The organism is Actinospica robiniae DSM 44927 (genome assembly GCF_000504285.1).
Taxonomy (GTDB): domain Bacteria; phylum Actinomycetota; class Actinomycetes; order Streptomycetales; family Catenulisporaceae; genus Actinospica; species Actinospica robiniae.
The window spans coordinates 8,648,402-8,674,041 of record NZ_KI632511.1 but is presented as its reverse complement, the minus strand read 5'-3'; the positions used below and the strand labels follow the sequence as shown (position 1 = coordinate 8,674,041).

Sequence of the window (25,640 nt, the reverse complement as noted above, 5' to 3'; positions counted from 1 at the left end):
TGATCATTGGGACTGTGATGCTGTTGTCCTTGCTTTGAGAAGTGCCAGCGCCGACGATCATCGCCATGTCACTCCGGCCCGCCTCGGCCGAGAGAGCGAAGGCGTCTAGGAGGTCGTGGCCTGCGAGGCACTGGTGGAAGGGGCCCTGAATCGCCCTATGGCTGGTGAACTGCGCGAGCAACTCACCAGATCCGGCCTCGATCAGGCCCGGCCAGCGACTGGCGCCAATGGTGGAGCCGCTGTTCCCACAGGTGCTGAAACACAGCCGCTCGTCATGCGCGCTCATCACTTGTCGGCCAGTCCAGACAGCATGCGCACCATCGGGTCATCCCAGCCGCCCGGGTCAATCTGGATTTTCAAATCGGCGAGGAGGACCGGATATCCGGCCTCGGCCAGGGCGAGGTAGCCGTGGCCGAGGCGGGAGAGGCTCGCGGTGATAACGGCGTCGAAGCCGCTGGCGGCCAGTAGAGCACTTCCGCCGGCTCGTTCCCTTAGCGGCAAGGTGAATGCGACGCCCGTGTCGTGAAAAGTGGCGGTCATCCGCCCGGCAAAGCTCAACACCGCGGCCCGACACAGGAGGCGTTGTGCATCGTGGGCGAGCCGCGCCTCGCGCGGGGATATGGCGGATGCGACGCGCGAGTATGTGGCGAAGCGGCAAGGAACTGGCACGTTCGCGGCACTCGATGCGCTGCGCTTGGCAGGCGCGAGCGTCCGTCCGGCCCGTGCTGCCGCGCTGCTGTCCCGCTCGTGTTCGAACCCGCTGCGTAGTCGCTGGTAGGACGGGCACGTCGGTTCGCGGTCTTCTCTGGACATGAATTGTTCGAGCCTTTCCCGCGGTCCGAGCGAGCGCGTACATGTCCCTGCACGCGCTCGTCCCGACCGCCTTCATCTGCGCGCCGCCCGTAGGCAGAGACTGGACGAACGCGGATCAATGGGTCGTCCATTGATAGCTCCGTGCGCCCCGAAGATCCAGTCTTTGATTTGCGCTGGTCTCTATCGATGGGCGGTTCTTTCACTCGCCGTCTGCAGAATGCGTAGCAGTGCGCGCGCAGCACCGGGTGTCAGCGGCGGAGGTTGGTCAGGCAGGAGAATGAGCGGTGGTGCGGACGGCGGTCGCGCGTTCGGGGTGCCGCGTTTGGCGATGCGATCGGTCATGCGCTGCTCCCGGGGACCTGCCACAGGAACCGAGCGATGTGGTCGCTGCTCCGGTTCGGACGTGGGCGGGTGAGGGTGTCCCATCCGCGACGCGGTGACGGGCCGAGTACCTTGACCCATCCGGCGCCGCGCAGGCTCGCTCCGCTCTCGGTGGCATGGGTGTAGGTGATCAATCGCTGGTGGCCGACGGCCCCGGCCGCACGACAGACCGCGCCGAGTAGCTTCGAGGCGCAATCGCGCGTTCCATCCGTGACGAGCCGGATTGTGTCGAGGATCAAGCCGTCGTCGAAGTGACGCGCGGCAGGTCGCCCCACCATCGCTGCAACGAGTTGGCCTGCGCCGTTGACGACCCCGATTGAGCACTTGTGTCCCGTGGGCCTCTTGGGGCGTCGGTGGAGAGCGTGCACCAGATCGCAAGCCTCTCGGAAGGTCAACGGGCGGAGGGTGAGAGGCGCGTTCGCTAGGGCACTTCGCGCTCGTGTCTGAGCGATCACGCAGCCCGCCGCCCCTGATCGCCATGCTCGTCTGCGGCGGCTGAAGCGACAGCTGACCCGGATCGACATGCCCAGGGTGAGCAGCCGTCGGGGTCGCCCTCCCACCTCTCGGCGACGTCGACCAGGCGCAGGTGCCGGAATTTCCGGTCGACGTGAGCCAGGTCGATGGGTGCTTCATCGAGCGGTTTGAGGGAGGGATGGAGGTAGGCCTGTCCGCGGAGCGGGATTCCCTTGGCATTTGCGCGGGCGGAGCCGGCGCGGATGGCCCTGTCGAATGCGACGGCCTCGTTGCACTGCTCGGGGTGTTCGTCGCGCAGAGATCTCCAACCTTTGTCACTGGTGTACGGGCACGTTATTGACAATGTTCGGTAACGATCGCGGGCGTTCGGTGTGGTGGTGCAGGTAGACAGTGCTTTCGCTCCTTCGGGTGGGTGGGGCATGTTGTGGGCGTGGTTGATCGAACGGGGGTCGCGGCGGATGCGGTCGACGAGCTCGTGGTTGAGGCGCATGGATCGCCTGAGGTGTTTCAGGCGGCGGGACACTGGATCGCCGCAGCTGGGTTCGGAAGGCTTTGCCTGGATCAAGTCCCGTAAGTACTGGGAGCGGCGCCATGGGTCCCGACGGGACCGGATCACGTTCGTATCCAGTTATGAAAACCGTGTCGGCGTCTATATCGGCATGTGGCATGGTGCTAAACCGCGAGTCGAGGTCCAGGGCGTCGTTTCTGATGTCTCCGCCCGATAGCCGCACGATCGGGATGCCAGCGGGCGTCGCGACCTCGCGCTCGAGGCGGTCAAGCGCGGCGTAGGTCTCGGGCCGTTCCCATCCCAGGTCGGCGAAGGCGGCGTAGTCGAGTTTCGGCAGAACGCCGTGGGCGGACAGGAGCAGCAGAGTACTTGACTGGATGCCGGCCCCTAGCGAAAGGGCCTGGAACTGCGGTGTGGGAGCAAGCGAGGAAGCTGAGCGAGGCAAGAGCAAGAGCGAATCCTGTTGTTGAAGCGGTCGGCCGGGTGAGCGTTGGTGCGCGACGGCGGCGGGCTCGTCGCGCACCAGCCGGGGCCGGCTAGCGCGGACTGGTGTGCTCGGTGCCCGAAGGCTATGCCCTTTGCCGGGCGGCGGTGGCGGCGAAGGCGAGGGCTGCCGAGCCGAGGAAGTAGGCCCAGTCGGACGCGGTGTGGCCGACGTTGACCTCGCGGATCAGCGTCGAAGCGTGGACGTCGACGACGCTGCGACTCAACCCGTCGCGCCACAGCAGGAGCGCGACTGCGGCGATGTCACCGAGATATCCGACCGCGAATCCGAGGCATGCGGCGAGCGCCGGGAACCACCGCCGACGGGCCGTGGTGGAGGTGAGCGCGAGCGCGATCACAGCGCCGATGACGGGCAGGAGGATGGCGAAATGCCGCTGCGTCTGCGTCAGACCGGAGATCAAGCCCCACCGGCCGTCAGGGCTGCGCTGACCCCGAGAGCGACGGCTACCGACTTCTGCGATTCGGTGTCGTCATGTGCGGGCGGCGCGGCGGTCCATTGGGGCGCGGCGGTGTCATGGTGTTCAGGCATGGATATCCCCTAGAAGGTGTGTCCGGGTGTCGTTCAGTAAGGCGGGGTATCGGGGATCGCTGCGCCGGCCCCGGCGGCGTCGACGAGTAGCCGGGCGTGGGAGCGGCACAGGCGCAGGCCACGTGTGCGCGGAGTGTTTCCGGTGGCGATCGCCGCGTTCGTGCAGCGGGTGTGGGCGCGTGTTCCGGACCACGCGCGGCGGCATCGCCGACACCACGGGCCGGTGGGATCGGCGACAAGGGGAACCTGGCAATGCGGGCACAGCGGCGGTAGGCCGGCGCAGACCGTGTGGGGCTCGCCCGTTCCACTCACGCAGGCCCCGAGGTGCAGCACGCGCCCGCCCACGCCTCCGCGTCGTCGCTTCCGACGCTGGCATTAAGCAGAGGAAGGGCGGCGTTCTCGCCGACTTGGGCGGTCGAACTCTCGGACGACAGTCCGACAACACTGGTGTTCCTCCTGGGTGTGGTGCGGATTGGTGCCGCTGGCCTGGGCTTCGGGGGTCGGGCCTTCCCTTTGCAGAGCATTGACAGAATCTCGGGACTGATGCACAGTTCTCATGTTTCATGAACTTTCCGTGCTCGGCGTGAAGGTTGGGAGCCGGAGTTGGCGCTTGCGCTCGTGCGCGACCTGCGCGACGTTCGGCCGGTGGCGACCGCGGAAGCCGTGGCGGAGTTCGAGGTCGACCTGATGGCCGGGTTCGTGCTCGCGCGGGCGTCGGCGGGCCTGAGCGACTCGACGATCCGTGGCGATGTCAGTCACCTGGATCTGATGCGTGAGTGGTTCGGCCGGCCGTTGTGGGAGATGGCGCCGGCGGATGCCGACGTGTACTTCGGGAAGGTGCTGCGCGGTGCGGCGGGGGGCACGCGACTGGCTCGTGCCGCCGCGCTCTCGGTGTACTTCGAGTTCCTCGAGCTACGCCATCAGGCCGAGTTGCACGCGCTGACCGGCATCGTCGCCGTCTGTCCGCTCGATGAGCTCAACCGGCCGCGCGGGCGCAAGGACGCCCGGTTGCGCATCCCGCCGAGCGAGGCGGAGATGACGGGGTTGTTCACCGGGTGGGGCCAGGCGCTCGGCTCGGCCCGCAAGTTCGCCCCGGCGGCCCGTACCTATGCCGCGGCGAGGCTGATGGCCGATACCGGGCTGCGCGCGAACGAGACTTGTCGGCTCGATCTCGCCGATGTGCGCTGGGAGCTGGGCCGGTTCGGCAAGCTGCACGTGCGCTACGGCAAGGGCTCCTACGGCTCCGGTCCGCGCGAGCGGATGGTCCCGCTGCTCGGCGGTGCCGCCGAGCTGCTGCGCTGGTACATCCAGGACGTGTGGGGCCAGTTGGACCGTGACCACGCCCGGCCCGGTGCGCCGTTGTTCGCCGCCGAGCGCCGGGATATCGACGGCAGTGCGCGCCGGGTGGGCTACGAGACGCTGCGCGCGGGCCTGGCCGAGGCCGCGGCGTCGTACCTGCCGGGGTGGGCGGGCCGGCTGACCCCGCACGTGCTGCGGCACTACTGCGCCTCCCAGCTCTACCTCAACAACATGGATCTGATATCCATACAGGAACTTCTCGGGCATTCGTGGGTGGCCACGACCATGCGGTACGTTCACGTGCACCGCACCCGGATCGAGGACGCGTGGCTGGCCGGCCAGTCACGCGCGGCCGAGAGACTCAAGGGGCTGGCGTAGATGAAGTGGAACCTGCGGATGGCCGCGGCCAAACGCGAGATCTGGAAGGCCTCGGTCCTCCAGCGCGCCCTCGCCGAGCGCGGCCTGGTCCTGTCGGCCGGGAAGATGTCGGGCCTGTGGTCCGGCCAGCCCGCCTCCCTCAAACTCGAGGAACTCGACGTGATCTGCGCCGTACTCGGCTGCGAGATCGGCGAACTGCTCATCCCCGAGCCCGAGAAGGTCGCCCCCGGGCCCGAGGCCGCGAACCTCGCACCAGCCGCCGGGATGGGCGGCCCTGGCACGACCCCGCTCGCGATCGTCCCGCGCCGCACCGGCGGGCGCTCGCTGCCCCCACCGATCGCCTGACCCGGATGCCACGCGGCCTTCCCGGGACCCCGGGCCCGCCCTCGGGCACCTTGGACAGCTGCGTCTCCTGCTACGCCTGGGGGCTGATCCACAGCACCGGGGTATGCCTGGGCTGCTACAACTTCACCGCACCCGCCCGACGACACCCCATCGGCCGCTGCGGTGCCTGCCGGCGCGAGCAGCCGCTCAAGAACGGCTACTGCCGCTTGTGCTGGTGCCAGGCCCGGCACGAACGCGACGGCGCGCAGCACCTGGACGCGCGCGCCAAAGTCATGATCGCCCCGCACCTTCCCCTCGTGCGCCACCAACAGCTCTTCCTCGCCGGAATGACCAAACGCACAGCCCGCCCGCGCACCGCGCCGCGCCGCCGAGGCGAGAAAGGCCGACCGCGCAAACCGCCGCCACCCGTGGCCGCGCGCCCCGCCGCCCGCTGGATCCAGACCGCACTCTTCGAGCTCGACCGGCGCAACTACCGCGCCCAGCGCCTCGACCTGCGCAGCGCCCCGGCACCGGAGAACCCGTTCCTCGCCTGGGCCCTGCACCTGGCCCACACCACCGCCCAAGCCCGGGGATGGAACCCGGCCTCCCAGCGCGCGATGCAGCGCACCCTGACCGAGCTGCTCGCCACCCACCAGGCCGGGGAGACGGTACGCGCCAGCGCCGCACGCCCCGTTGCACGAGCGCACTGCATCGGCCTCGAGCACGTGCTCGAACTGCTCGAGCAGATGGACGTACTCGACGACGATCTGCCCACCACCTTCGACATGTGGCTCGCGGCCAAGGCCGCCACCCTCGCCCCCGCGATCGGCGCGGACATCACCGCCTGGGCACGCACCCTGCGCTACGGCACACCGCGCAGCCCCGCACGCCACCCCCACACCGCCTACACCTACCTCACCGCGATCCTGCCCGCCCTGACCGCATGGTCCGCCCGCTACCACCACCTGCGCGAGGTGACCCCCGCCGATGTCACCGCCGTCTACAACCGGGCCACCGGGCAGCAGCGCAGCATGCTCCTTTCCAGCCTCCGCGCGCTGTTTCGCTGGGCGAAGGCCACCCGCAGCATCTTCGCGAACCCCACCCGCGCCCTGCGCGGCCCGAGCGAGAACCGCCCCATCTGGCAACCCCTGGACCAAGCCACACTCGACCAGGCGATCGCCGCCTGCACGAGCCCACAGGCCCGCCTCTTTCTCGCACTCGCCGCGATCCACGGCGCACGCCCCGGACAGACCCGGGCGCTGCGCCTTAACGACCTCGACCTTCCCGCCCGGCGCATCACGATCGGCGGCATCGAGCGCCCCCTCGACGCGCTGACCCACCAGGTGCTGCTCGACTACCTCGAGCACCGCCACCGACGCCACCCCGGCACCGCCAACCCGCACCTGCTGGTGAGCAAGCAAAGCGCGCTCGGGCTCGGGCCCGTCAGCCAGACCTACGTCATCGACCTGCGCGCGACCGACACGAACCTCGAACGACTGCGGATAGACCGGCGCCTGGAAGAAGCCCTCGCCTCCGGCGCCGACCCCACCCACCTGCTCGCCGTGTTCGGCGGATCCGAGAGCACCGCAGTGCGCTACGCGACCAACGCCCGACTCCTGCTGGCATCCGATCACGAGTCCCTCCCCGGTTCATCCCCGCGAACCTCAGCACTCGACCCCGCCGCAGCCCCGGAAGTATCCTGAAGTTCGACCTGAGAACCCTTCAGTTGACGTGAACTTCTGGAACTTTGACCCTTGCGAAGCAGGATCAGGTCCTCGTGGGTGATGACGGACTGGGGTTCGCCGGCGTCGCGGGCCTTGCGGACGTTGTTGAGTTGGAAGAAGGAGGGGCGCGCGATCTGCTGTCCGTCGTGGATGCCGGCGAGCAGGGCGACGCAGCGGGCGACGGGTTCGAGTCCGGCGATCTCGGCGGCGGTGATGACCTCGCCGGGCAGGTCGACCAGGGCGCCGTGTTCGCGCCACGGCCGGGCGGTGACGGCGACGATTCCGCCCTCGCGTAGCAGTGCCATGCAGCCTTCGAGGATGCGCGCGAAGCCTTCGATGAGGTCGGCCACGGGGAGGTGCGCGAGGTTTCTGCGGTCGTGCGAGTAGGTGTAGTTGAACTTCTTGACTCCGCGCTTTCCGGTCTCGGTGCTTGAGCGCACCTGTCCGTGTAGGGATGCTCCGTAGGGCGGGGAGGTGATGATCAGGGCGGCTGTTCCGTGCAGTTCCTTCGGCGTGATCTCAGCGATGTTGCGTGCGTCTCCGGCCGCGATGCGGGCGTCGCCGACAGCGCCTTGGGTGCGGGCGTGGGCGAGGTTTTTTTCGGCAATCTTCGCCCAGCGCGGCTCGTATTCGACGCCGAAACTGCGTCGGTCCAGGTGGCTCGCTTCGACCAGGGTGGTGCCGATGCCGCACATCGGATCGATCACGAGATCGCCGGGTTCGGTGTAGCGTTCGATAGCTTCGCGGGCGATGGCGGGGAGCATTTTCGCGGGGTGGGCGACGGACTCGGGCAGGTAGCGGCTGGTGCGTTGGGCGCGGGAGTTGCGTTGGGCGGTGAGCCACACGGTGGTGCCGAGGCGGTCGGTTCCGGGCCGTTGGACGGCATGGCTCGCGGCGGTTTCAGGCATGGGGTTCCTTGGCGGTGAGGGTGGCGATGACGAGGTCGAGGTGGGCGGGTGCGGGGGCGGGAATGCCGTGCAGACGGGCCGTGTTCACGGCCGTTGCCTGGGCGTCGGTGAAGCGCGGGACGAGCCAGTCGCCGGCGATTTCGGCGGTGACGATGACCACGTGCTGTTGGAAGGCGAAGCCGTGTTCGCCGGCCATCGTCAGTACGCGGGAGGCGTATGAGGCGGGGCGGCCCGGCTCGGGTGCGGATAGCGCGATCGCGAGGATCGCGCCGGGGGCGAGGTGGCAGGCGGCCGCGCGCAGGGCGGGGCTGACGAAGTCGTGGAGCAGTTCGGGCAGGTCGGGATCGGCCGGGGCGGTGGGGCTGGTGTGGATCTCGAGGACGGCCAGGTCGACGTGGCCGCGGCGGGGTCGGGGGCGGGTCGCGGCGTGCGGGTCGTGGCAGGCGGGCAGGGGCTGGTAGGCGAAGATGCGGTTTTCGTTGCCGAAGCCGCGGGAGTCGACGGCCACGACGCTGTGGTGCGGTGCCGCGTACTCGGTGACCACGCGGCGCAGCGCCCAGGGTGGCAGGACCTCGGTCGCGGCGCGGGGGTCGTGGGGTGCTGTGCCGGCGGGGGGAAGCCAGAGGGTGGTCGGGACGCCGATGCCGCGTCCGGAGCGGTCCGGTCGGCGGCGGGCGGCGGGCGGGCGGGAGTCGGTGGGGTGTTGGTGGGCGGTGTTGTGCATGGGGGTGGCGGCATCGTGCGGGCCGCCGGTGGTGCTGACCTATCCCAGAAATGGCGCGGAGGGCCGTTTTTCCTCGCGGCACTTTCGGGATCTTTTTTCTCGCCCGTGCCGTGATTTCTCGATATCCATGAGCCCGTCTATGAGGCCTCTCAGGGCCGATTGAACGCGTTCTGGCTGGTCAGCGCGAAAAGTCGCAGTTTGGTCGCGCGCGCCGGCCGTGGAAACGCCCCCGACATGCGAGGAGCCGGCATTCGCGGCGGCCGAAAGGGGCCCGAGTGCCGAGCGTGGATGCCATTCGTGCAGGTCAAGGCAAAAAGTCGCAGTTTGGTCGCACGCCGGTGGACCCCCGACCGGCTCACCTCGCACGCGAAGGCGCCCTCGGTCCGAGGCGCTGCGGTGTTCGGCACGCAAGGGCTTGGCGGAAGGAACTTCGGAAATCTTCGCCGCCCCGTGCGCTCGGCCCCGCCCGCGGCTAAAGCCCGTGGTCAGCGGGAGAAGTCGCAGTTTGGTCGCGCGCTGAGCGGCCCGGTTGCGGACCGGAGTGCGACTTTTGCGCGACTTGACTGAGCCGGAACTGCGACCGGTCGGCTTTTCGATGGCGCTCCCCGTCCATCACGGAAATCTTCAAGGGAGCACCACCATGTTCGACACCTCGCTCGAGGCCACCCCGTTCGACACCCTGCGCGTGTCCTTCGATGCGCTGATCGCCCAGCCGTGCCCGATGGCGGTGCCGGCCGAGGAACTGTCCGGGTTCATCTCCCCCGCGCGGGCGCTGGCCCTGCCGGAGATCAGGCGGCTGCTGATGGCGCCCGGCACGCGCCCGGCGGTCAAGCGCGCCCTGTGGTGCGCGGTGGTGCGTCGCGCCCAGGCCGGGGACGCCTCGTGGACACTGGCGGCGGCCGGCTTGGCCTACCCGGGGCTGGCCGGGAACGTGCTGCGGATGTGCCGGCGCAGCCAGGTCGACGTCCACGAGATCCAGGCCGAGGTGCTCGTGGAGTTCCTTGCGGCGCTGCGCGAGCTGGACGTGGATGACCCGCGGGTCACCGACGTCGCCGGGCACCTGACCTGGCGCGCGTTCTACGGCACTCGGGCGTTCCGGCGACGCGAGGTGGCCGCGGCCCGCCGCCGCCCGGACCCGGCCGAGTCCGGGGCCGCGATGCCGCTGTTCACCGAGGGCCACCCGGATCTGGTTCTCGCCCGTGCCGTGGCCGCCGGGGTGATCGATCGGGACGAGGCGGACTGGATCAGCCGCACGTGCCTGGATGCCGAGAGCGCGAGCGTCGTGGCGCGCGAGTACGGCATGGGGCTTTCGACCTTCTACCGGCGTCGGCTCGCGGCCGGGCACAAGCTCGCCGCGGCCATCGCCGACGGCGACCTCGACGCGATGTGACCGGCGGCGGACTGCCGCCCTGAGGCAGCGTCAGAAAGTCGTCCGAGAAACAATGGCCCTCCCGGCCATTTCTGTAGTGCCGCGCACCGCGCCCGCCCGAATCGGGGCGGCCCCGGGACCGGCCCCGGCCGGGTCAGCTCGCCGCGTGGCGCTGACCCCTCCACCACCTCCGACACCGCCCCCTTTTCGAAAGGAGCAGGTGTCGTGCGCGCCCGGCCGAGCTTCCTCGCCGCGCATCGCGGCAACACCCCCATCCGCACCACCGAAACGAGCATCCGTCTTGAGCACCACCAACCCTCGGATATCCCGGCACGCCCTGGCCCGGGCGGCGGTCGGCGCAAGCGTCACCGCGCTGCTTGCGACCCTCGGTACCGCGAGCCCGGCGCTGGCGGCCGACGACATCCCCACCGTGATCTCGAACCTGCAGACCTGGCTGGTCGGGATCCTCGCCGGGCTTGCCACCCTGTTCCTGGTCATCGGCGGCGTCCGCTACGTGATCTCGGGCGGCAACCCCGGCGAGGTCGAGAAGGCCAAGTCCGCGTTCAAGTCCGCGGCCATGGGCTACTGCCTCGCCATCCTCGCCCCCGTCGTGATCACCATCCTCAAGTCCATCGTCGGCGGCTGACCATGGCCGCCCTCACGGACACGGCCGTGCGCCCGCCCCGCGGCGGGCGCACGGCCCGGAGCCCGGTCCGGATCGCTACGGCCATCGCGCTAGCCGTGCTCGCGGCCGTGCTGGCCGCGCCAGCGGCCAACGCGGCCGGCGCGCAGCAGCCGGCCTCCGCCGACGGCCGGGTTGTGCTCGCCGACCCCGCCCCCAGCCCGTCGCCACAATCCTCGGACCCGGGGATCGGGCTGGGGCCCGGAGCGCCCACTAACGCACCGACCGCACCGACCCCGGTCACCACCTCCGACCCGACCACCGGGGGTGGGAGCGACCCGTCCTGGTACGACATCCCGGGGCAGATCAACAAGGCGATCAACGACTGGTTCGCCTCCATGGTCACCAGCGCCCTGACCCCGATGCTGAACCTACTCGGCGCGACCCTGCTCGGCACCCCGGACGTCACCGTGATGTCGGGGGTCACCCGGATCTGGACGCAGATGGCGCTGTTGGCCAACGCGCTCTACATCCTGCTCGTGCTGGCCGGCGCGGTCATCGTGACCACGCACGGCACGGTGCAGTCCCGCTTCTCCGCGAAGGAGGTCATCCCGCGCCTGGCCGTCGGGATGATCGCGGGTAACGCCTCGCTGGGGCTTATCGCGTTGATGATCCGCCTGGCGAACGCGGTCGCGGGCGCGATCCTGGGGAGCACGGTCAGTCCGGCGAGCGCCGGGGCGGCGCTCGGGCATCAGCTGTCGACCGAGGCGGTCGGGGGCGGCGGGATCTTCCTGGTGCTGCTGTTGCTCGGCGGGGTGGTGATGCTGGCCGCGATCCTGCTGACCTACATCGTGCGGGTCGCGCTCACCGTGGTCCTCGCCGTCTCAGCTCCCCTCGCCCTCTCGATGCACGCCGTACCGGGCGCGGACGGGTTCGCGCGGATGTGGTGGCGGGCGATGACCGGGTGCCTGCTGATCCAGCTCGGGCAGACGTTGGCGTTCATCGTCGCGCTTCAGGTGATGCTCGACCCGAACGCGAACGTGAGCCTGCTCGGGCTGCCGAACAACAACGCCTGGGTCGACCCGCTCGTGTTCATCGCGGTGTGCTGGATCCTGATCAAGATCCCGTTCTGGGTCTCGCGCACGATGATGGGCGGCGGCGGGTCGCGGATCTGGTCGATGGCCAAGGCCGTGATCGCGTACAAGACCCTCGGCGTGCTCGGCATGCAGAAAGGCCCCGGCGGCCTGCCGATCCGCCGCAGGCCCGGCGGCGGCCCGAACCGTCCGCGAGCCTCCGCACCCCGTGGGCCGGGACCGGGCGGCACGGGCCCGAAGCCCGCGCCGAGCAGCACGGGCTGGGGCACCGCCGCCGCGAGCCCGACCTCGACGCCCGCAGCGCGCCGACGCCGCACGGGTGCGGGCGTGCGCAGCGCTGCCGTCGGGCAGGGCCCGCGCCTAGCCGTCGAGGCCGTCCCCTCGCCGAGTCCGTCACGCGAGTGCGCGCCTGAACGGCCGCCGTCCGGCCCGACCCGCCATCAGATGCCGATTCCGATTCCCGACGGCGGGCGCAAGCAGCTCGAGGCGCGGGCCACCGCGCGCGACGCCCGTCTCGCCCGCAACGCCATGAGCCGCCCGGAGCAACCCGGCACCTGGCTCGAGGAACGCGAGGCTCAACGCCGCGTGGCCCGCAACGCCGCCGCCGTCCGCGAGTCCCCGGCCGCCGGGGCAGGTCCGCGCTTCCGGCAGGAGGGACTGTTCCCGCGCAGCCCCACACGCATGAACCCGCCCCCACCCCCGACCACACCGTCCAGGTCGGCAGCAGCAGGACCGCCGGGTCCGGCGGTGACCGCGGCGGGCACGCCCGCTCCACCCCCGGCCCGTCGGCCCACTCCAGCCGTTGGCGGCGTCACCGGCACGATGCCCGGGCCGGCAACCGCGGCGTCGCCCGCCCCTGGCCGGATCGGTACTCCGCGCGCCGTACCGGCACGGCAGGCGCCGACTCCGACGCCCGCCGTATCGCCCGCCGCCAGGACCACGCCGTCCGCGGCACCGCGCCCTGCCCCGCTCTCCTCGTCCCGCACCGTCCCGAGACCCGCAAGGAACAGCACAACGTGAGCAAGAAGAAGTCGTTCTTCCGTCCCACCGGTCGCCACCGCCGAAGCGGTTGGCGCGCCCCCGCGTTCGCGGTGAAGATCGCGCGGCGCCTCAAGGCCCGGCGCATCGCCGCACGGGAGTCGGCCAGCCGCCCGGCCCGGCAGATCGCGCTCGAGGCACGCCGCCGCGAGGGCGAGCACCTGGGCGGGGGCTGGCGTGTCTGAGGAGTACTACTCCGCGCGCATCCCCGCGGACATCGACCGGCCCGACGCCGTGGTCGCCCGGCTCACCTTCCGCCAGGTCGCGATCATCGCCGGGACCGGCGGCGGATGCTGGCTGATCTTCACCGCCGTCCACCGCGCTGCCCCGCACCTGCCCGCGACCATCCTGCTCGCCCCGCTGGTGCTGGCACTGACAGTGGCCGCCGGGATCGCGCTCGGCACCCGCGACGGGATCAGCGCCGACCGGTTCCTGCTCGCCGCGCTGCGCCACGCCCGCCGCCCCCGGCTGATGGTCCACGCCCCCGAAGGGATCCCGCCCATGCCCTCGATCCTTCCGAAAGCCTGGCGCAACGCCGCCGGACCCCGGCCTTCGCCGCTGGTACTCCCGGCCGCCGGCGTCGACGGCGCCGGCGTGCTCGACGTGCGCGAGCACGGCTACGCCCAGATCGCCGCCTGCACAACCGTGAACTTCGCCCTGCGCACCGGGGGCGAGCAGAACGCCCTGGTACAGGGGTTCGGCCGGTTCCTCAACTCCCTGTCCGGTCCGACCCAGATCCTGGTGCGCACCCGCCGCATGGACCTGTCCGCACTCGTGTCCGAGCTCGAGGGCGTCGCCGGGGCACTGCCGCACCCTCAGCTCGAGGACGCCTGCCGCGACCACGCCGCGTTCCTCGCCGACCTCTCGCGCCACCAGCAACTCCTGGGCCGACAGGTCCTGCTCGTCGCCCGCGAACCGCAGGCGGCAGCGGCCTCCGACGCGGGCCTGCGCCTTGCGCGCCGGCACGCCGAAGCCGGCGCGGTGCTCGCCGGCGCGCAGGTGGCCGTCGTGCCCTTCACCCCCGCCGGCGCGTACGGGCTGCTGGCCGATGCGATCGCGAACGAGAACCACGGAGGCGCGCAATGAAGCCGACCAAGCGCGAGCGGCGCGCGGCACACGAGGCCGCGTCAGACCTCTCCCCGGTCCCGGGCCCCGCGGCGGTGCGGGTGGCCCCGCGGCATCTGGAGGTCGGCGGCTCGTTCTGCGCGTCGCTGACGGTGACCGGCTACCCGGCGGAGGTGCACGCCGGATGGCTCGAGCCGCTGCTGACCTACCCGGGCCGGTTGGACGTCTCGCTGCACATCACCCCGATCGACCCGAGCACCGCGGCGACGAAGCTGCGGCGTCAGCGGGCGCGGATGGAGTCAAACCGCCGCTCGGACTACGAGCACGGCCGGCTCATCGACCCCGAAGCCGAAGCCGCCGCCCAGGACGCGGCCGACCTCGCCTACCGGCTCGCCCGCGGCGAGGGCAAGCTGTTCCGGGTCGGGCTCTACCTGACCGTCTACGCCGAGACCGAGCCCGCGCTCGAGCGGGAGGTCGCCGCGGTGAGGTCTCTGGCCTCCTCCCTTCTGGTGACCACGGCTCCGACGACCTACCGGTCGCTCGAGGGCTGGAGCACGTGTCTGCCGCTCGGGATCGACGCGATCGGTGCCACGCGCACCTTCGACACCGCCGCGCTCGCCGCCGCGTTCCCTTTCACCAGTCCGGATCTCGCACCGGCCGACCCGGCCGAGACCACCCCGAGCTCAGGGATCTTGTACGGGGCGAACGCGGCGTCGGCCGGGCTGGTGCTGTGGGACCGGTGGACGCAGGACAACCACAACTCCGTCGTGCTCGCCCGCTCCGGCTCCGGCAAGTCCTACTTCACCAAATGCGAGGTGCTCAGGAACCTCTACCAGGGCGTGCAGGTGTTCGTGATCGACCCCGAGCACGAATACACGAGGCTCGCGCACGCGGTCGGCGGCAGCGTGCTCAGCCTTGGAGCCGACGGCGTTCGGCTCAACCCCTTCGACTTGCCCCAGCACACCGGGAGCGAGGACACCCCGGGCTCGAACGCCCTGTTTCGCAGGGCCCTGTTCATCCACACCTTCATCCAGGTGCTCCTCGCGCGCACTCTCACCGCGGCCGAGCGCGCGGGGTTGGACAAGGCGATCCTCGCCGCCTACAAGGCGCGCGGGATCACCTCCGACCCGCGCAGCTGGGCGCGTCCCGCACCGGTGCTCGCCGACCTGGTCGACGCCCTGACCGAGGGCAACGAGACGGCGCTGGAGCTGGCCGGGCAGCTCGAGCCGTTCACCCGCGGCTCGTGGGCCGGGCTGTTCGACGGGCCCACCACCACCCATCCGGCCGGACACCTGGTGGTCTTCTCCCTGCGGGAACTGCCGGACGAACTGCGCACCGTCGGCACGCTGCTCGTGCTCGACGCGATCTGGCGGCAGGTCACCTCCGCTCACACGCGGCGCCGGCTCGTGGTGGTCGACGAGGCGTGGCTGTTGATGCGCGATCCGGAGGGAGCGAAGTTCCTGCTGCGCATGGCGAAAGCCGCACGCAAGCGCTGGGCCGGGCTCGCGGTGACCACCCAGGACATCGCCGACCTGCTCGCCTCCGAACTCGGGGCCGCGATCGTGGCGAACGCGGCGACCCAGGTCCTGTTCTGCCAGGCACCCCAGGCCCTGGACGCGGTGGTGCGCGCGTTCCGCCTGTCCGAAGGCGAGGCAGCCCTGATCTCCTCCGCCGGCCCCGGCCTAGGTCTCCTAGCCGCCGGCAACGCCCGCGTCGCCTTCCAGGTCATCGCCTCCGACTTCGAACACCACCTCGCCTCCACCAGCCCCGGCGAGGTCAGCGAACAGGACGAGGGCTACTTCACCGAACCCGACGACAACGGCTACACCCCACCGCGCCCAGATGCTCATTCGTACCTCAAGCCCGACAGGCAGCTCACCGACTTCGCCCACCTCGACGATCCCGAAGGCGACCTCCTCTGAACACCACCCCCAGCCCCACACCCACCGGCCCGCTCTCGCACGCGCTGGTGAACCCCGGCGAGATCCTGCACCGCATCGGACACACCCTCGCTCACGACGGCCCGATCGCAGCACCCGTCCTGGCCGGTGTTCTCGCCCTGGGCGCCGCCGGATATCTGATCGTGCGCAACCGGGTCCGGGCGCGGCGCCACACCGCCTACACCGAGAACGCGCGGATCATCACCGTGCTCGCCCCGCCCCGCGTGGACCTCCACGGCGCCGAAGCCCTGTGGTCGCACCTGCTCGGACTGCTGCGCCCGCCCCGAGCCCGGCTGCTGACCGGACAGCCGCACCTCGCCTTCGAATACGCCTTCACCCGCGCCGGCGCCTCGATCCGGCTGTGGGTGCCCGGAACCGTACCGCCGCAGATGATCGAGAGAGCGATCAGCTCCGCGTGGCCCGGCGCGCACACCACCACCGTCCCGGCCGCCGTGGAAAACGCCCCGCTGCCGGTCACCGCCGCAGCGACCGGCGGGCGGCTCGTGCTCGCCCGCAGCGAAGTTCTGCCGATCCAGACCAAGCACGACGTGGACCCGCTACGCCCGCTGCTCGGCGCGTGCGCGAGCCTCGGCGCCGGCGAGTACGCGGCGGTGCAGATCGTCGCGCGCCCGGTCACCGGCCGCCGCGCCCGAACCGCCCGGCGCAAGCTCAGGGTCCTGCGCAGCGGCGGCGCGGAAACCCGCGCCCAGCGGCTCCTCGACACGCTCGCGCCCGGCCCGCGCCGCACCCCGGCGAAAAGCCAGGGCGGCGGGACCGGCGGGATGGATCCCGCGCAGGCCGCCCAGTACCGGGCAGCGTCGACGAAGGCGGCCGGCGGCCTGTGGGACGTGCGCATCGCCTACGCCGCAGCCAGCAGCGAACCGGGCGAACGCGAGAGCTCACCGCGACTACGCGGCCGGGCCCACCAAATCGCCTCGGCGTTCAGCGTGTACTCCGGCGCGAACTTCCTCGCCCGCAAACGCCTGCCGGACCCCGCCGCCGCGCTCGCCTCCCGTGCCTTCCACGGCCCCGGCCACCTGCTCTCGGCCGCGGAACTCGCCGTCCTGGCCCACCTCCCGCTCGACGCGGGCGCGGCCGGCATCGAGCGCGCCGGCGCCGCCTCAGTGGCACCGCCCCCCGGCATCCTCGCCCCGGACCCGCACGGCGGGATCAAGCCGATCGGGACCACCGACACCGGTATCGCCCGGCCGGTCGGGCTCGCCGTCCAGGACGCGCGCCACCACCTGCACGTGATGGGCGCGACCGGATCCGGCAAGTCCACGCTCATGACGCACATGGTGCTCGACGACGTGGCCGCCGGGCGCGGCGCGATCGTGGTCGACCCCAAGGGCGACATGATCATCGATATCCTCGCGCGGCTGCCCGAGCACATCGCCAAACAGACCGTGCTGTTCGACGCCGACGACGCGACCTGCCCGCCGCGTCTGAACGTGCTGCAGTGCGACCAGGTCGATGACCGGGACATGGTCGTGGACAACGTCACCGGGATCTTCTCCCGGATCTTCCGGGCCTACTGGGGCCCGCGCACCGACGACGTCTTCCGGGCTGCGTGCCTGACCCTGCTGGCGAACGACCCCTCGGGAAACTCGCATCTCGGGGACGTCGCGGACCTGCTGACCAACCCAGTGGTGCGGGCGCGCAAGACCGCGGGGATCACCGACCCGGTGCTCAAGGGGTTCTGGGAGTCCTACGAGCAGCTGACGGAGGCGAACCGGGCCTCGATCATCGGGCCGCTGATGAACAAACTCCGGGCGTTCCTGCTCAGGTCTTTTGTGCGCAACTCGATCGCCTCGGGCCCGTCGAGCTTCGACATGAGCAAGGTGCTCGACGGCGGACTGCTGCTCGCCCGGATCCCCAAGGGCATTCTCGGCGAGCAGACCACGCAGCTGATCGGTTCGCTGATCGTGGCCAAGGCCTGGCAGGGCGCGTCCAAGCGCGCCCGGATCCCGCAGTCGGCGCGCATCGACTGCAGCCTGTACCTCGATGAAGGGCAGAACTTCTTGAACCTGCCGTACCCGGTCGAGGACATCATCGCCGAGGCCCGCGGCTACCGGCTCTCGCTCACCTTCGCGCACCAGAACCTCGCGCAGCTGCCGAAGGACCTGCGCGAGGGCATCTCCGCGAACGCCCGCACGAAGGTGTTCTTCAACGCCTCCCCCGAGGACGCGCGCGAACTCGAACGCCACACCTCACCGCTCCTGCACGCCCACGACCTGAGCCACCTCGGGGTGTATCAGGCCGCAGCGAGACTGGTCGCCTCGGGCGAGGAGAAGCCCGCGTTCACACTGCGCACCACACCGCTGCCCCCCGCGATCCCCGGGCGCCACCAACTGATCCGCGACACGGCGCGCGCCACGTTCGGCCGCGCCCCCGCCGTGCCCGGCGGTTCCGGTGCGCCCGAGGCCGAGGCGCCCACAGCCGAGGCCGACCCGCGGTTCTGGCCCGAAGCCGACTGATCTGTCCAGCGGCCCGATCGGTATCCCCAGGCTGTGAACGGAGAGAGTTGAACACCACCCCCATCCCGCCCACCTCCGCGCCGACCACACCCGTGTATCTGCCCGCGCCCCCCGAGCCGGAGGCGGGCGCGCGGGCCCGGCGCACCCACCTCGCCATCCTCTCGGCCCACCTGACCGTGCGCGACAAGTGGATCATCGCGATGGTCCACGAACACAAAGTCCTCACCAGCCGGCAGATCGCCCGCCTCGCCTTCGGCAACGAACGCGTCGCCCGCCGGCGCCTGGCCACCCTCACGCACGAGCTGCGCGCGCTCGACCGGTTCCGGCCGCTGCTGCAGATCGGCGCCGGCACCTCCCCGGAGCACTACGTGCTCGGCCCGGGCGGGGCGACCTACCTCGTGGCCGCACTCGATGTGAACCCGCGTCAGTTCGGCTACTCCCGTTCGCGCGCCCACCAGATCGCCGTGTCCGCGCAGCTGGCACACACCGTGGGGTGCAACGACGTGTTCGTGCGCATCGCCGCCGCCCACCGCACCAACCCGGCTGGGGGCCGTCTGGCCGCCTGGTGGTCCGAACGGCGCTGCCTGCGCCTGTGGCAAGACCTCGCACGGCCCGACGGCTACGGCCACTACACCCTCGCTGCGCCCGGCACCGAACCAGCCCAGGCACGCAACCTGCGCTTCTTCCTCGAATACGACACCGGCACCGAGGCACTGACCCGGCTGCCGGCGAAACTGCCCGGATACGCGAGACTCGCCGCGGCCAGCAGCCCCACCCCGGTGCTCTTCTACCTGCCCACCGCGCAGCGCGAGGAGAACCTGCACCAGCTGCTACGCGCCGACCCGCCGCGCATCCCGGTCGCCACCACCAGCCCCGAGGCCCTCAACGCCGCCGAGACCGGCCCGACCGGCCCGGTCTGGCGGCCCTACACCGGCCGCGCGCGCATCCCCGGCCGTCCGGTCAAACGCCACCTGCTGATCGACCTCGACCAGCTCCTCCCCGAGCGCGCGCCGCGCACCACGACCGGTCCGGCGGCCGCACCGGGCTGGTGGACCGAGCCGCCCGCACCCATCGCGCCCGCGATCTCGCACTCCCGGAGGTGACCCATCGGCAAGATCGTGGCCGTCGGGCTCGGCGCCCTCGTTCTGATCGTCGTGCTGATCGGCGCGGCCGGCGCCGGCGCCGCCAGCTTCCTCGGCCTCGGCTCCGCCTCCGGGGTGACGCCGGTGTGCGCGAGCGGGACCGCCGGAGTCGGCACCGACATCGGCGACGGCGAGAAACTCACCGCCGAACAGGTCGCCAACGCCCAGATCATCTACACCACGGGTCTGTCGATGGGCATCGCCCCGTACGGCGAGGCGATCGCGATCGCCACCGCCATCCAGGAATCGCGCCTGAAGAACCTCGACTACGGAGACCGCGACAGCCTGGGCCTGTTCCAGCAGCGCCCCAGCCAGGGCTGGGGCACCCCCGCCCAGATCATGAACCCCGTCTACGCGGCCACGAAGTTCTACCAGGCACTCGAGAAGGTCTCAGGCTGGCAGTCCCTCCCGCTCACCGAAGCCGCCCAGGACGTCCAGGAGTCCGGATTCCCCGACGCGTACGCCCAGTGGCAGGAGGCTGCCGAGGAACTCGTCGCCACCTTCGCCGGCACCGTCGGAGCCTGCGACCTCGGCGCCCAGGCCGCCTACGCCGCAGGACTGCCCGCGGACTTCACCCTGCCCCCCGGCACCCCCGCCCAGGTGGTCACCGCCATCAACTACGCCCTCGCGCAACTCGGGAAACCCTACGTCTACGGCGGCACCGGCCCCGAAGGCTACGACTGCTCCGGACTGACCCAGGCCGCCTACGAAGCCGCCGGCATCACCCTGCCGCGCACCACCTACCAGCAGGTCGCCTCAGGTAAAGCAGTCGAAACAGCCGCCGACCTCAAACCCGGCGACCTGATCTTCACGATGGGCTCCGACCCCGAGGGAAACCTACCCGGTCACGTCGGAATCTTCCTCGGCCGGAACCTGGTCCTGGACAGCCCCCATACTGGTGCGAATATCGAGCTGTCCGAATTCGACGGCGGATATTGGAATACGCAGGCCGTGGCGTTTCGGAGAATCGTTCCACAAGAATTGTAGGTTCTCGTTAGATCTTTCGGATTCTCACGGATTTTTCGACACCATGTCGTCTTCGAAAGATCGCTGAGAATCGAGGTTTATTGTCCGTGCGCTGTGCACCTGTCAGTTTCTCGGTGATTCGCGCCGCCGTCTCGGCTGCGGGGGCGGTTTCCCGTCGGTTCTGTCAGGCATCTGCCTCGATCGGACGGATAGCGTGCTGGCTGACGTTAGCCATCGAGGCCGAGCAGGCAGAGGTCCTGGGAGGTCAGCGTGGTAGTCCGCAGTAACTCCATGATCAGGTTGTGATTTAGCACGTTCCCCACGGGTTCGCCGAGTTCCGAGCGGAGCAGCCCGCGCACGCCTCTCTCCTGGCTCATGACTCTGCGTATCTCGCTGACCATGTGTTCGGCCGACTTCTGCGTCCAAGCCCTCTCTACTGACGGGGCTTGGTTGAGGCTGTCGGCAACCTGTCGCCAGGAGACTGGCTGCGGGTAAGGATCCCCGATCAGATACTGCTGGGCGAGCGCGGTCAGCACCATACGTTGGCTGAGGCTGAGTTCGTAGACGTCGTCGGGCCCCTTAGTGAGTGCGTTGGTGGACCAGGCGACTTCGGGCGGGCCGCCGTCGGTCACCCTGACCTCCAGCAGGTGCGACCTTCGTTGTGAGGACCTGATGAGGAGTGGAGTAAAGCCGGGTTCCATGCGCCGCTCATGGCCGGTCAGCAGGATACTGCCGGGCAGTTCGATAGGACGCACGCCAGTGTTTCGCAACCACCACTCCTGGCCGGCGCAGATGAACAGGCCCTGTTTGCGGCTGACGTGAGGATCGTTGGTGCCTACCGCCACGTGCACCACGTCGCGGTCGCGGCCGAACAGCAGCGTGTATCTGCGCGGCGGGACAGCGTATCCTCCCTCCTCAGCCAGCACGAATATCGTGCCAGGCGGGGCCGGAGGGACCTCGCCGAACAGGCTCCGCGTGCCGGGCGGCAACATCTGCGGCGGGAAATCCAAGTGTTTCATTACTTGCCCCTCGCTTCTTACGCACGTCAGAGCCGAATTGCAGAGTACAGCGAAGTCTTCCGGGTTGGTGAGTTAGTCGATAGCGTTAGTTGCACGCCGTAGGTCAGGCGGAGGGACCGTGCGGGGGATCGCAACACCCATGGCTGGGCTTTTCAGCGTACGAGCGCAGTCCAAGTAGCGATGAACGCGGTGGCCAGGGAGAGGGCAGTAGCGAAAGCAGCACCCGCACGAGTGATGGCTTGGGGGTAGTTGGCGTGGTCGCGTCGGGCGAGGTAGGCGGCTGCCGCTGCGGCAACGAGAGCAATCAGAAGGGTGAGGGCTGCCGCCAGCAGGACGGCGACGGTGCGGTCGGTCACGGTGTACTCCTGGCCTCGGGGGATACCGGTTGGTACCGTGAAATCTGGCCGAAGCGGCGTGCACCATGGTTCGACTGGACGAAGATGAACGATGTCGAACACAACAAGTCATCGACGTCTGAGACCAAGGGGCGAGGGTGGACGAGCGTGCGGCTAAAGAACTGCGCGAGCAACTCAACGAGGGTCTCGCTCGCAGCGGGATGACCGCGGAGCAGGCAGCAGTGCGAAGCGAGCTCGGACGTACGACGGTGTCGCAGGCATTGAACAGCACCGAACGAGTCCCAACCGCGCGCACGGTAGCTGCGCTCGCAAGAGTGCTACGGCTTGACGAGCAGAGCCTGTTGCGGCTACGAAAGGCAGCTGCCGAAGGCGAGTCGTCGGCAGCGGACGGATCGGGCAGGCTGATCAGGGACTGCGATCCGCTGGATCTCGAGGTGCATCCGGCTGGCCCGGTTCGCGATGCCGCTAGAGCGCTGCCCGGGTACGTGCGCCGCGCACACGATGAGGCGCTGTCTGCGGTAATCGACGCAGCGGCCGCGGGGCACAGCACGATGGCGGTGCTGGTCGGCTCCTCGTCGACCGGCAAAACCCGCGCCTGCTGGGAGGCGATCCAACCGCTGGCCGCGGGCGGGTGGCAGGTATGGCACCCTTACGATCCCACCCGCGTAGACGCAGCACTCAGCGGACTGAACCGGGTCTCACCATGCACCGTCGTGTGGCTCAACGAGGCTCAGCACTACCTGGATGCCGGTGAGCAAATGGCTGCGGCGATCCACAGGCTGCTCACCGATCCCAAGCATGCTCCGGTACTTGTTCTCGCGACCCTCTGGCCCGACTACGACGTGATGTACACCCACCGGCCACAGCCTGGCCAGCCGGATCCGCACGCTCGCACGAGGGAGCTACTGGCCGGTCGACGTATCGAGGTAGCCGCCGAGTTCGACGACGCAAGTCTACGCAAAGCCGAAAGCCTGGCCGCAGCGGGTGACCGGCTCTGGGCCGAAGTGCTCGCGCACGACCACCACCGACGCCTCGCCCAGCATCTGGCCGGCGCGCCCGAGCTCGTGCGCCGTTACAACGAGCTTTCCGCGGCGGCAAGAGCCTTGACGCACGCAGCCATGGATGCGCGACGCCTCGGTGTGGGGCCGCATCTGGCGCTGGCGTTCCTGACTGATGCGGCTCCGGACTATCTGAGCGATGACGATCTTCACATACTCGAGAATGAGGACTGGTTGGAACGGGCGCTGTCCGATCTGGCCAAGCCGGTACACGGAGACCTGGCTCCACTGCGCCGGGTTCACTCGCGTCGCCGACGCCCTCGCCCAACAGCAGACACTACGGAAACTGGGCTCACGGTGCCGCCCGAACCGCGGTATCGGCTCGCGGATTACCTCGATCAGTTCGGCCGCCGCGAACGTCGAATGAGCTGTCCTCCCTTGTCGTTTTGGGAAGCCGCCCATACGTTCATCACCAACCCGGACGAGCTCGCGAGCCTGGGCCGGGCCGCCCGGGACCGTCACCGCCTGTTCTGGGCCGAGGCCCATTACCAGCGCGCTGCGGAGGTCGGCAACGCCAGCGTGTTGGTGCGGCTCGCGGAGATGCGCGAGCTCGACGGAGATCGCGATGGAGCCGAGGCCTTCTACCAGCGAGCCGCCGACACCGGTGATACCAGTGCAATGGTGTGGCTTGCGCAGATGCGCGAGCACGACGGAGATCGCGATGAAGCCGAGGCTCTCTATCACCGTGCCGCCGATGCCGAGAACATCAGCGCGCTGGTGCGGCTCGCAAGGATTCGTGAGCGGGATGGAGAAGATGAAAAAGCTGAGGCTCTCTATCAGCGCGCCGCGAGTGCTGGCAACACCATCGCGTTGACCCGGCTTGCGAAGATACGCGAACGGGCTGGGGACCACAGCGAAGCCGAACTCCTCGCCCAGCGCGCTGCAATGACCGGAGACGTCACCACTCTCGGTGAGCTCGCACTCATGCGCGAGCAGGTCGGGAGTCGAGATGAAGCCGAACGCCTCGCTCTACGCGCCGCCGATGCGGGAGACACTGTCGCCCTTCGTGAGCTCGCGGCGATGCGTGAGGGGGCAGGGGACCGGGAGGGAGCCGAACGCCTCGCTCTATGCGCCGCCGACACCGGTAACGCCCTCGCTCTTGCCGAGCTCGCTGTGATGCGTGAGGAGGCGGGAGAACACGCCGAGGCTGAGCGCCTCGCTCTAGCCGCCGCCGAATTCGGCTACACCGTTGCCCTCGTCCAGGTCGCCGAGATGCGCGAACAAGCCGGAAACCACAGTGGAGCGGACACCCTTTATCAGTACGCAGCTAATGCGGGCAACACGAGCGTGCTCAGCGAGCTCGCTGCTATCCGTGAGGAGGCAGGGGACCGGGAGGAAGCTGAACGCATCGCTCTACGTGCCGCTGATATTGGCAACACCATCGCCCTCGTCCAGCTCGCTGTGATGCGTGAGGAGGCGGGAGAGCACGCCGAGGCTGAGCGCCTCGCTCAAGCCGCCGCCGAATTCGGCAACACCGTTGCCCTCGTCCAGGTCGCCGAGATGCGCGAACAAGCCGGAAATCCCAATGAAGCCGAGGCCGTCTATCAGTGCGCGGCCAACTTGGGCAACGCCAGCGCGCTCGTCCGACTGGTGGGGATGCGTGAGGAGGCAGGAGACCATGATGAAGCCGAGATCCTCTGCCAGCGCGCAGGCGACACCGGGAACGCCGTCGCACTCGGCGAGCTCGCGATCATGCGTGAACGGACCGGAGACCGGAACGGAGCCGAGCGCCTCGCTCTGCGCGCAGCCCACTCCGGCAACACCATTGCCCTTGTCCGGCTCGCGGAGATGCGAGAGCGGGACGGATATCGGGAGGAAGCCGAACGCCTCGCCCTTTGTGCCGGAGATGCCAGCGTGCTTGTCCTGCTAGCAGGGAGGCGTGACGAGGCCGGAGACCATGCCAATGCCGAGGCGCTGTACCAGCGCGCCGCCGACACAGGCAACACTAGTGCGCTTCTCCTGCTTGCGGAACGGCGCGAGCGGGCCGGAGAACGCGACGAGGCCGAGCGCCTTGCCCTGCGCGCCGCCGACACCAGAGTGCTCGGCCAGCTTGCGCTGATGCGCGAGGAGGCCGGAGACCACGGCGAAGCTGAACGCCTCGCCTTGCGCGCCGCTGATGCCGGCGATACAAGCGCCATGGCACAGCTCGCTCTCGTGCGCCAAGTCGCGTCACTGTGGCCGCTCGGCCTTGAGCCGGATGGCACTCCATCGACACAGGGACCGATGTTCTAAATCGCTGAATACTCACGCATCAGCGCTCAGTAAGCATACTCCCGCGAAGCCCCTCCAGACCGAGGGTACCGGCCGGCCGGAACTCGCGCTCGTGACCAAGCGCGGATGCTGTTGGCTTCCGCCGGTGCGCCTGCCAGCACACTCGGTGGACGCTCCCGTCGAAGCGTGACACGCTGAGGAAAACGACATATCACCGAGAATCCAGGACCGACAATTTCGCGAGAAATGCTCAGTCGCCACAGGCCACGCGATCGCACGACGAAAAGCCCGCTGAGAACCTACAAGAATGATCTGTCGTATTCTTACTGCGGGAGTCGCGTTCGGAATCCTGAGTGCACACTACCATCAGCGTGGCCGAGAAGGCTTGATCTCCACGTGGGCAGCCGGGACGATGGATGCGCAGGTGGAGAGTCCCGCTGCGTGGATGATGCGAACGGCCGAGCACGGGCAGCCGCGGGCCCATGCAGTGAGGGGCCGACAGCGCGGCTCCGGAACGGTTTCGGGACCGATCACGCTCCATGTGTCAGCGGACCAGGGCGCGCACCCTGACCGGTCGGCGCCGGATTCCGCCAGCAGACTCGCTATCCCACCCGCAACATCGCAGCAGGCTGTCATGACCCGCTTGCCGATTGGGAGTCCGATCGGATGCGCGTTCGGTGGCCCGTTCCGGAGCACCATTAAGAACGGACCCCCTGA

General features: G+C 69.7%; 20 protein-coding genes. 13 read left to right on the top strand and 7 right to left on the bottom strand.

What is annotated here, in order from left to right:
- Positions 1 to 285: 285 nt before the first annotated feature.
- The 3 genes from ACTRO_RS47785 to ACTRO_RS37355 all read right to left on the bottom strand — a co-directional run bounded on the left by ACTRO_RS47785 (position 286) and on the right by ACTRO_RS37355 (position 3,081).
- On the bottom strand, positions 286 to 813 hold the full coding sequence (locus ACTRO_RS47785; RefSeq protein WP_157436672.1) for a recombinase family protein: 528 nt from the start codon (positions 811 to 813) through the stop codon (positions 286 to 288).
- 338 nt (positions 814 to 1,151) lie between these two features.
- Complete coding sequence (locus ACTRO_RS51200) at positions 1,152 to 1,718, bottom strand: XF1762 family protein (protein ID WP_342673738.1); 567 nt, start codon at positions 1,716 to 1,718, stop codon at positions 1,152 to 1,154.
- Between the two features lie 1,027 nt (positions 1,719 to 2,745).
- Positions 2,746 to 3,081 (bottom strand): hypothetical protein, encoded by a 336-nt coding sequence (locus ACTRO_RS37355; protein ID WP_034270877.1) that lies wholly within the window; start codon positions 3,079 to 3,081, stop codon positions 2,746 to 2,748.
- A gap of 731 nt (positions 3,082 to 3,812) precedes the next feature.
- Between ACTRO_RS37355 and ACTRO_RS37350 the strand changes: the two genes are divergently transcribed.
- From ACTRO_RS37350 to ACTRO_RS37340, 3 genes are read left to right on the top strand one after another with little or no spacing between them, the layout of a single operon-like run.
- Complete coding sequence (locus ACTRO_RS37350) at positions 3,813 to 4,886, top strand: tyrosine-type recombinase/integrase (protein WP_034261866.1); 1,074 nt, start codon at positions 3,813 to 3,815, stop codon at positions 4,884 to 4,886.
- Positions 4,887 to 5,231, top strand: a complete 345-nt coding sequence (locus ACTRO_RS37345) for a helix-turn-helix domain-containing protein (protein ID WP_034261863.1) — start codon at positions 4,887 to 4,889, stop codon at positions 5,229 to 5,231.
- A gap of 5 nt (positions 5,232 to 5,236) precedes the next feature.
- Positions 5,237 to 6,913, top strand: coding sequence for a site-specific integrase (locus ACTRO_RS37340; protein WP_051450382.1), 1,677 nt, complete (start codon positions 5,237 to 5,239; stop codon positions 6,911 to 6,913).
- Here ACTRO_RS37340 and ACTRO_RS37335 read toward each other — a convergent pair.
- Both ACTRO_RS37335 and ACTRO_RS37330 read right to left on the bottom strand, forming a co-directional pair.
- Entirely contained in the window at positions 6,841 to 7,842 is a 1,002-nt protein-coding gene (locus tag ACTRO_RS37335) for a TRM11 family SAM-dependent methyltransferase (RefSeq protein WP_051451987.1), read from the bottom strand. The genes ACTRO_RS37340 and ACTRO_RS37335 overlap by 73 nt on opposite strands.
- Positions 7,835 to 8,566, bottom strand: coding sequence for a hypothetical protein (locus ACTRO_RS37330; protein ID WP_034270873.1), 732 nt, complete (start codon positions 8,564 to 8,566; stop codon positions 7,835 to 7,837). The genes ACTRO_RS37335 and ACTRO_RS37330 overlap by 8 nt, the downstream gene beginning before the upstream one ends.
- A 640-nt stretch (positions 8,567 to 9,206) precedes the next feature.
- On the opposite strand from ACTRO_RS37330, the gene ACTRO_RS37325 reads away from it, so the two are divergent.
- From ACTRO_RS37325 to ACTRO_RS51195, 9 genes are all read left to right on the top strand, one after another.
- Positions 9,207 to 9,956 (top strand): hypothetical protein, encoded by a 750-nt coding sequence (locus ACTRO_RS37325; protein WP_034270870.1) that lies wholly within the window; start codon positions 9,207 to 9,209, stop codon positions 9,954 to 9,956.
- A gap of 280 nt (positions 9,957 to 10,236) precedes the next feature.
- Positions 10,237 to 10,581 (top strand): pilin, encoded by a 345-nt coding sequence (locus tag ACTRO_RS37320; protein ID WP_034270867.1) that lies wholly within the window; start codon positions 10,237 to 10,239, stop codon positions 10,579 to 10,581.
- 2 nt (positions 10,582 to 10,583) lie between these two features.
- On the top strand, positions 10,584 to 12,671 hold the full coding sequence (locus ACTRO_RS44480; RefSeq protein WP_051451986.1) for a TrbL/VirB6 family protein: 2,088 nt from the start codon (positions 10,584 to 10,586) through the stop codon (positions 12,669 to 12,671).
- Positions 12,668 to 12,874: a hypothetical protein gene (locus ACTRO_RS37310; protein WP_034270864.1), complete on the top strand. Its 207-nt coding sequence runs from the start codon at positions 12,668 to 12,670 to the stop codon at positions 12,872 to 12,874. Before ACTRO_RS44480 ends, ACTRO_RS37310 begins: the two co-directional genes overlap by 4 nt.
- The gene (locus tag ACTRO_RS37305; RefSeq protein WP_034270861.1) at positions 12,867 to 13,775 is read left to right on the top strand and encodes a PrgI family protein; all 909 of its coding nucleotides are present in this window, start codon (positions 12,867 to 12,869) and stop codon (positions 13,773 to 13,775) included. The genes ACTRO_RS37310 and ACTRO_RS37305 overlap by 8 nt, the downstream gene beginning before the upstream one ends.
- Entirely contained in the window at positions 13,772 to 15,676 is a 1,905-nt protein-coding gene (locus ACTRO_RS37300; protein ID WP_063628141.1) for a VirB4 family type IV secretion system protein, read from the top strand. Before ACTRO_RS37305 ends, ACTRO_RS37300 begins: the two co-directional genes overlap by 4 nt.
- A gap of 47 nt (positions 15,677 to 15,723) precedes the next feature.
- Entirely contained in the window at positions 15,724 to 18,171 is a 2,448-nt protein-coding gene (locus ACTRO_RS37295) for a type IV secretion system DNA-binding domain-containing protein (RefSeq protein ID WP_063628140.1), read from the top strand.
- 47 nt (positions 18,172 to 18,218) lie between these two features.
- Complete coding sequence (locus ACTRO_RS37290; protein WP_084316832.1) at positions 18,219 to 19,274, top strand: replication-relaxation family protein; 1,056 nt, start codon at positions 18,219 to 18,221, stop codon at positions 19,272 to 19,274.
- Positions 19,275 to 19,289: 15 nt separating this feature from the next.
- Complete coding sequence (locus ACTRO_RS51195; RefSeq protein WP_051451985.1) at positions 19,290 to 20,300, top strand: NlpC/P60 family protein; 1,011 nt, start codon at positions 19,290 to 19,292, stop codon at positions 20,298 to 20,300.
- Between the two features lie 206 nt (positions 20,301 to 20,506).
- On the opposite strand, the gene ACTRO_RS37280 is transcribed toward ACTRO_RS51195, so the two are convergent.
- Entirely contained in the window at positions 20,507 to 21,298 is a 792-nt protein-coding gene (locus ACTRO_RS37280) for a hypothetical protein (protein WP_051451984.1), read from the bottom strand.
- A 152-nt stretch (positions 21,299 to 21,450) separates the two neighbouring features.
- Positions 21,451 to 21,654: a hypothetical protein gene (locus tag ACTRO_RS46460; protein WP_084316831.1), complete on the bottom strand. Its 204-nt coding sequence runs from the start codon at positions 21,652 to 21,654 to the stop codon at positions 21,451 to 21,453.
- 137 nt (positions 21,655 to 21,791) lie between these two features.
- Between ACTRO_RS46460 and ACTRO_RS46455 the strand changes: the two genes are divergently transcribed.
- Positions 21,792 to 24,944, top strand: a complete 3,153-nt coding sequence (locus ACTRO_RS46455; RefSeq protein ID WP_157436671.1) for a tetratricopeptide repeat protein — start codon at positions 21,792 to 21,794, stop codon at positions 24,942 to 24,944.
- The last annotated feature ends 696 nt before the right edge of the window (positions 24,945 to 25,640 follow it).

Coding starts and splice junctions, on each gene's coding strand:
- ACTRO_RS37325 (WP_034270870.1), top strand. CDS start 9,207: ATGTTCGACACCTCGCTCGAGGCCACCCCGTTCGACACCCTGCGCGTG.
- ACTRO_RS37330 (WP_034270873.1), bottom strand. CDS start 8,566: ATGCACAACACCGCCCACCAACACCCCACCGACTCCCGCCCGCCCGCC.
- ACTRO_RS44480 (WP_051451986.1), top strand. CDS start 10,584: ATGGCCGCCCTCACGGACACGGCCGTGCGCCCGCCCCGCGGCGGGCGC.
- ACTRO_RS37345 (WP_034261863.1), top strand. CDS start 4,887: ATGAAGTGGAACCTGCGGATGGCCGCGGCCAAACGCGAGATCTGGAAG.
- ACTRO_RS37300 (WP_063628141.1), top strand. CDS start 13,772: ATGAAGCCGACCAAGCGCGAGCGGCGCGCGGCACACGAGGCCGCGTCA.
- ACTRO_RS51200 (WP_342673738.1), bottom strand. CDS start 1,718: ATGTCGATCCGGGTCAGCTGTCGCTTCAGCCGCCGCAGACGAGCATGG.
- ACTRO_RS37280 (WP_051451984.1), bottom strand. CDS start 21,298: ATGAAACACTTGGATTTCCCGCCGCAGATGTTGCCGCCCGGCACGCGG.
- ACTRO_RS47785 (WP_157436672.1), bottom strand. CDS start 813: ATGTCCAGAGAAGACCGCGAACCGACGTGCCCGTCCTACCAGCGACTA.
- ACTRO_RS37340 (WP_051450382.1), top strand. CDS start 5,237: ATGCCACGCGGCCTTCCCGGGACCCCGGGCCCGCCCTCGGGCACCTTG.
- ACTRO_RS37335 (WP_051451987.1), bottom strand. CDS start 7,842: ATGCCTGAAACCGCCGCGAGCCATGCCGTCCAACGGCCCGGAACCGAC.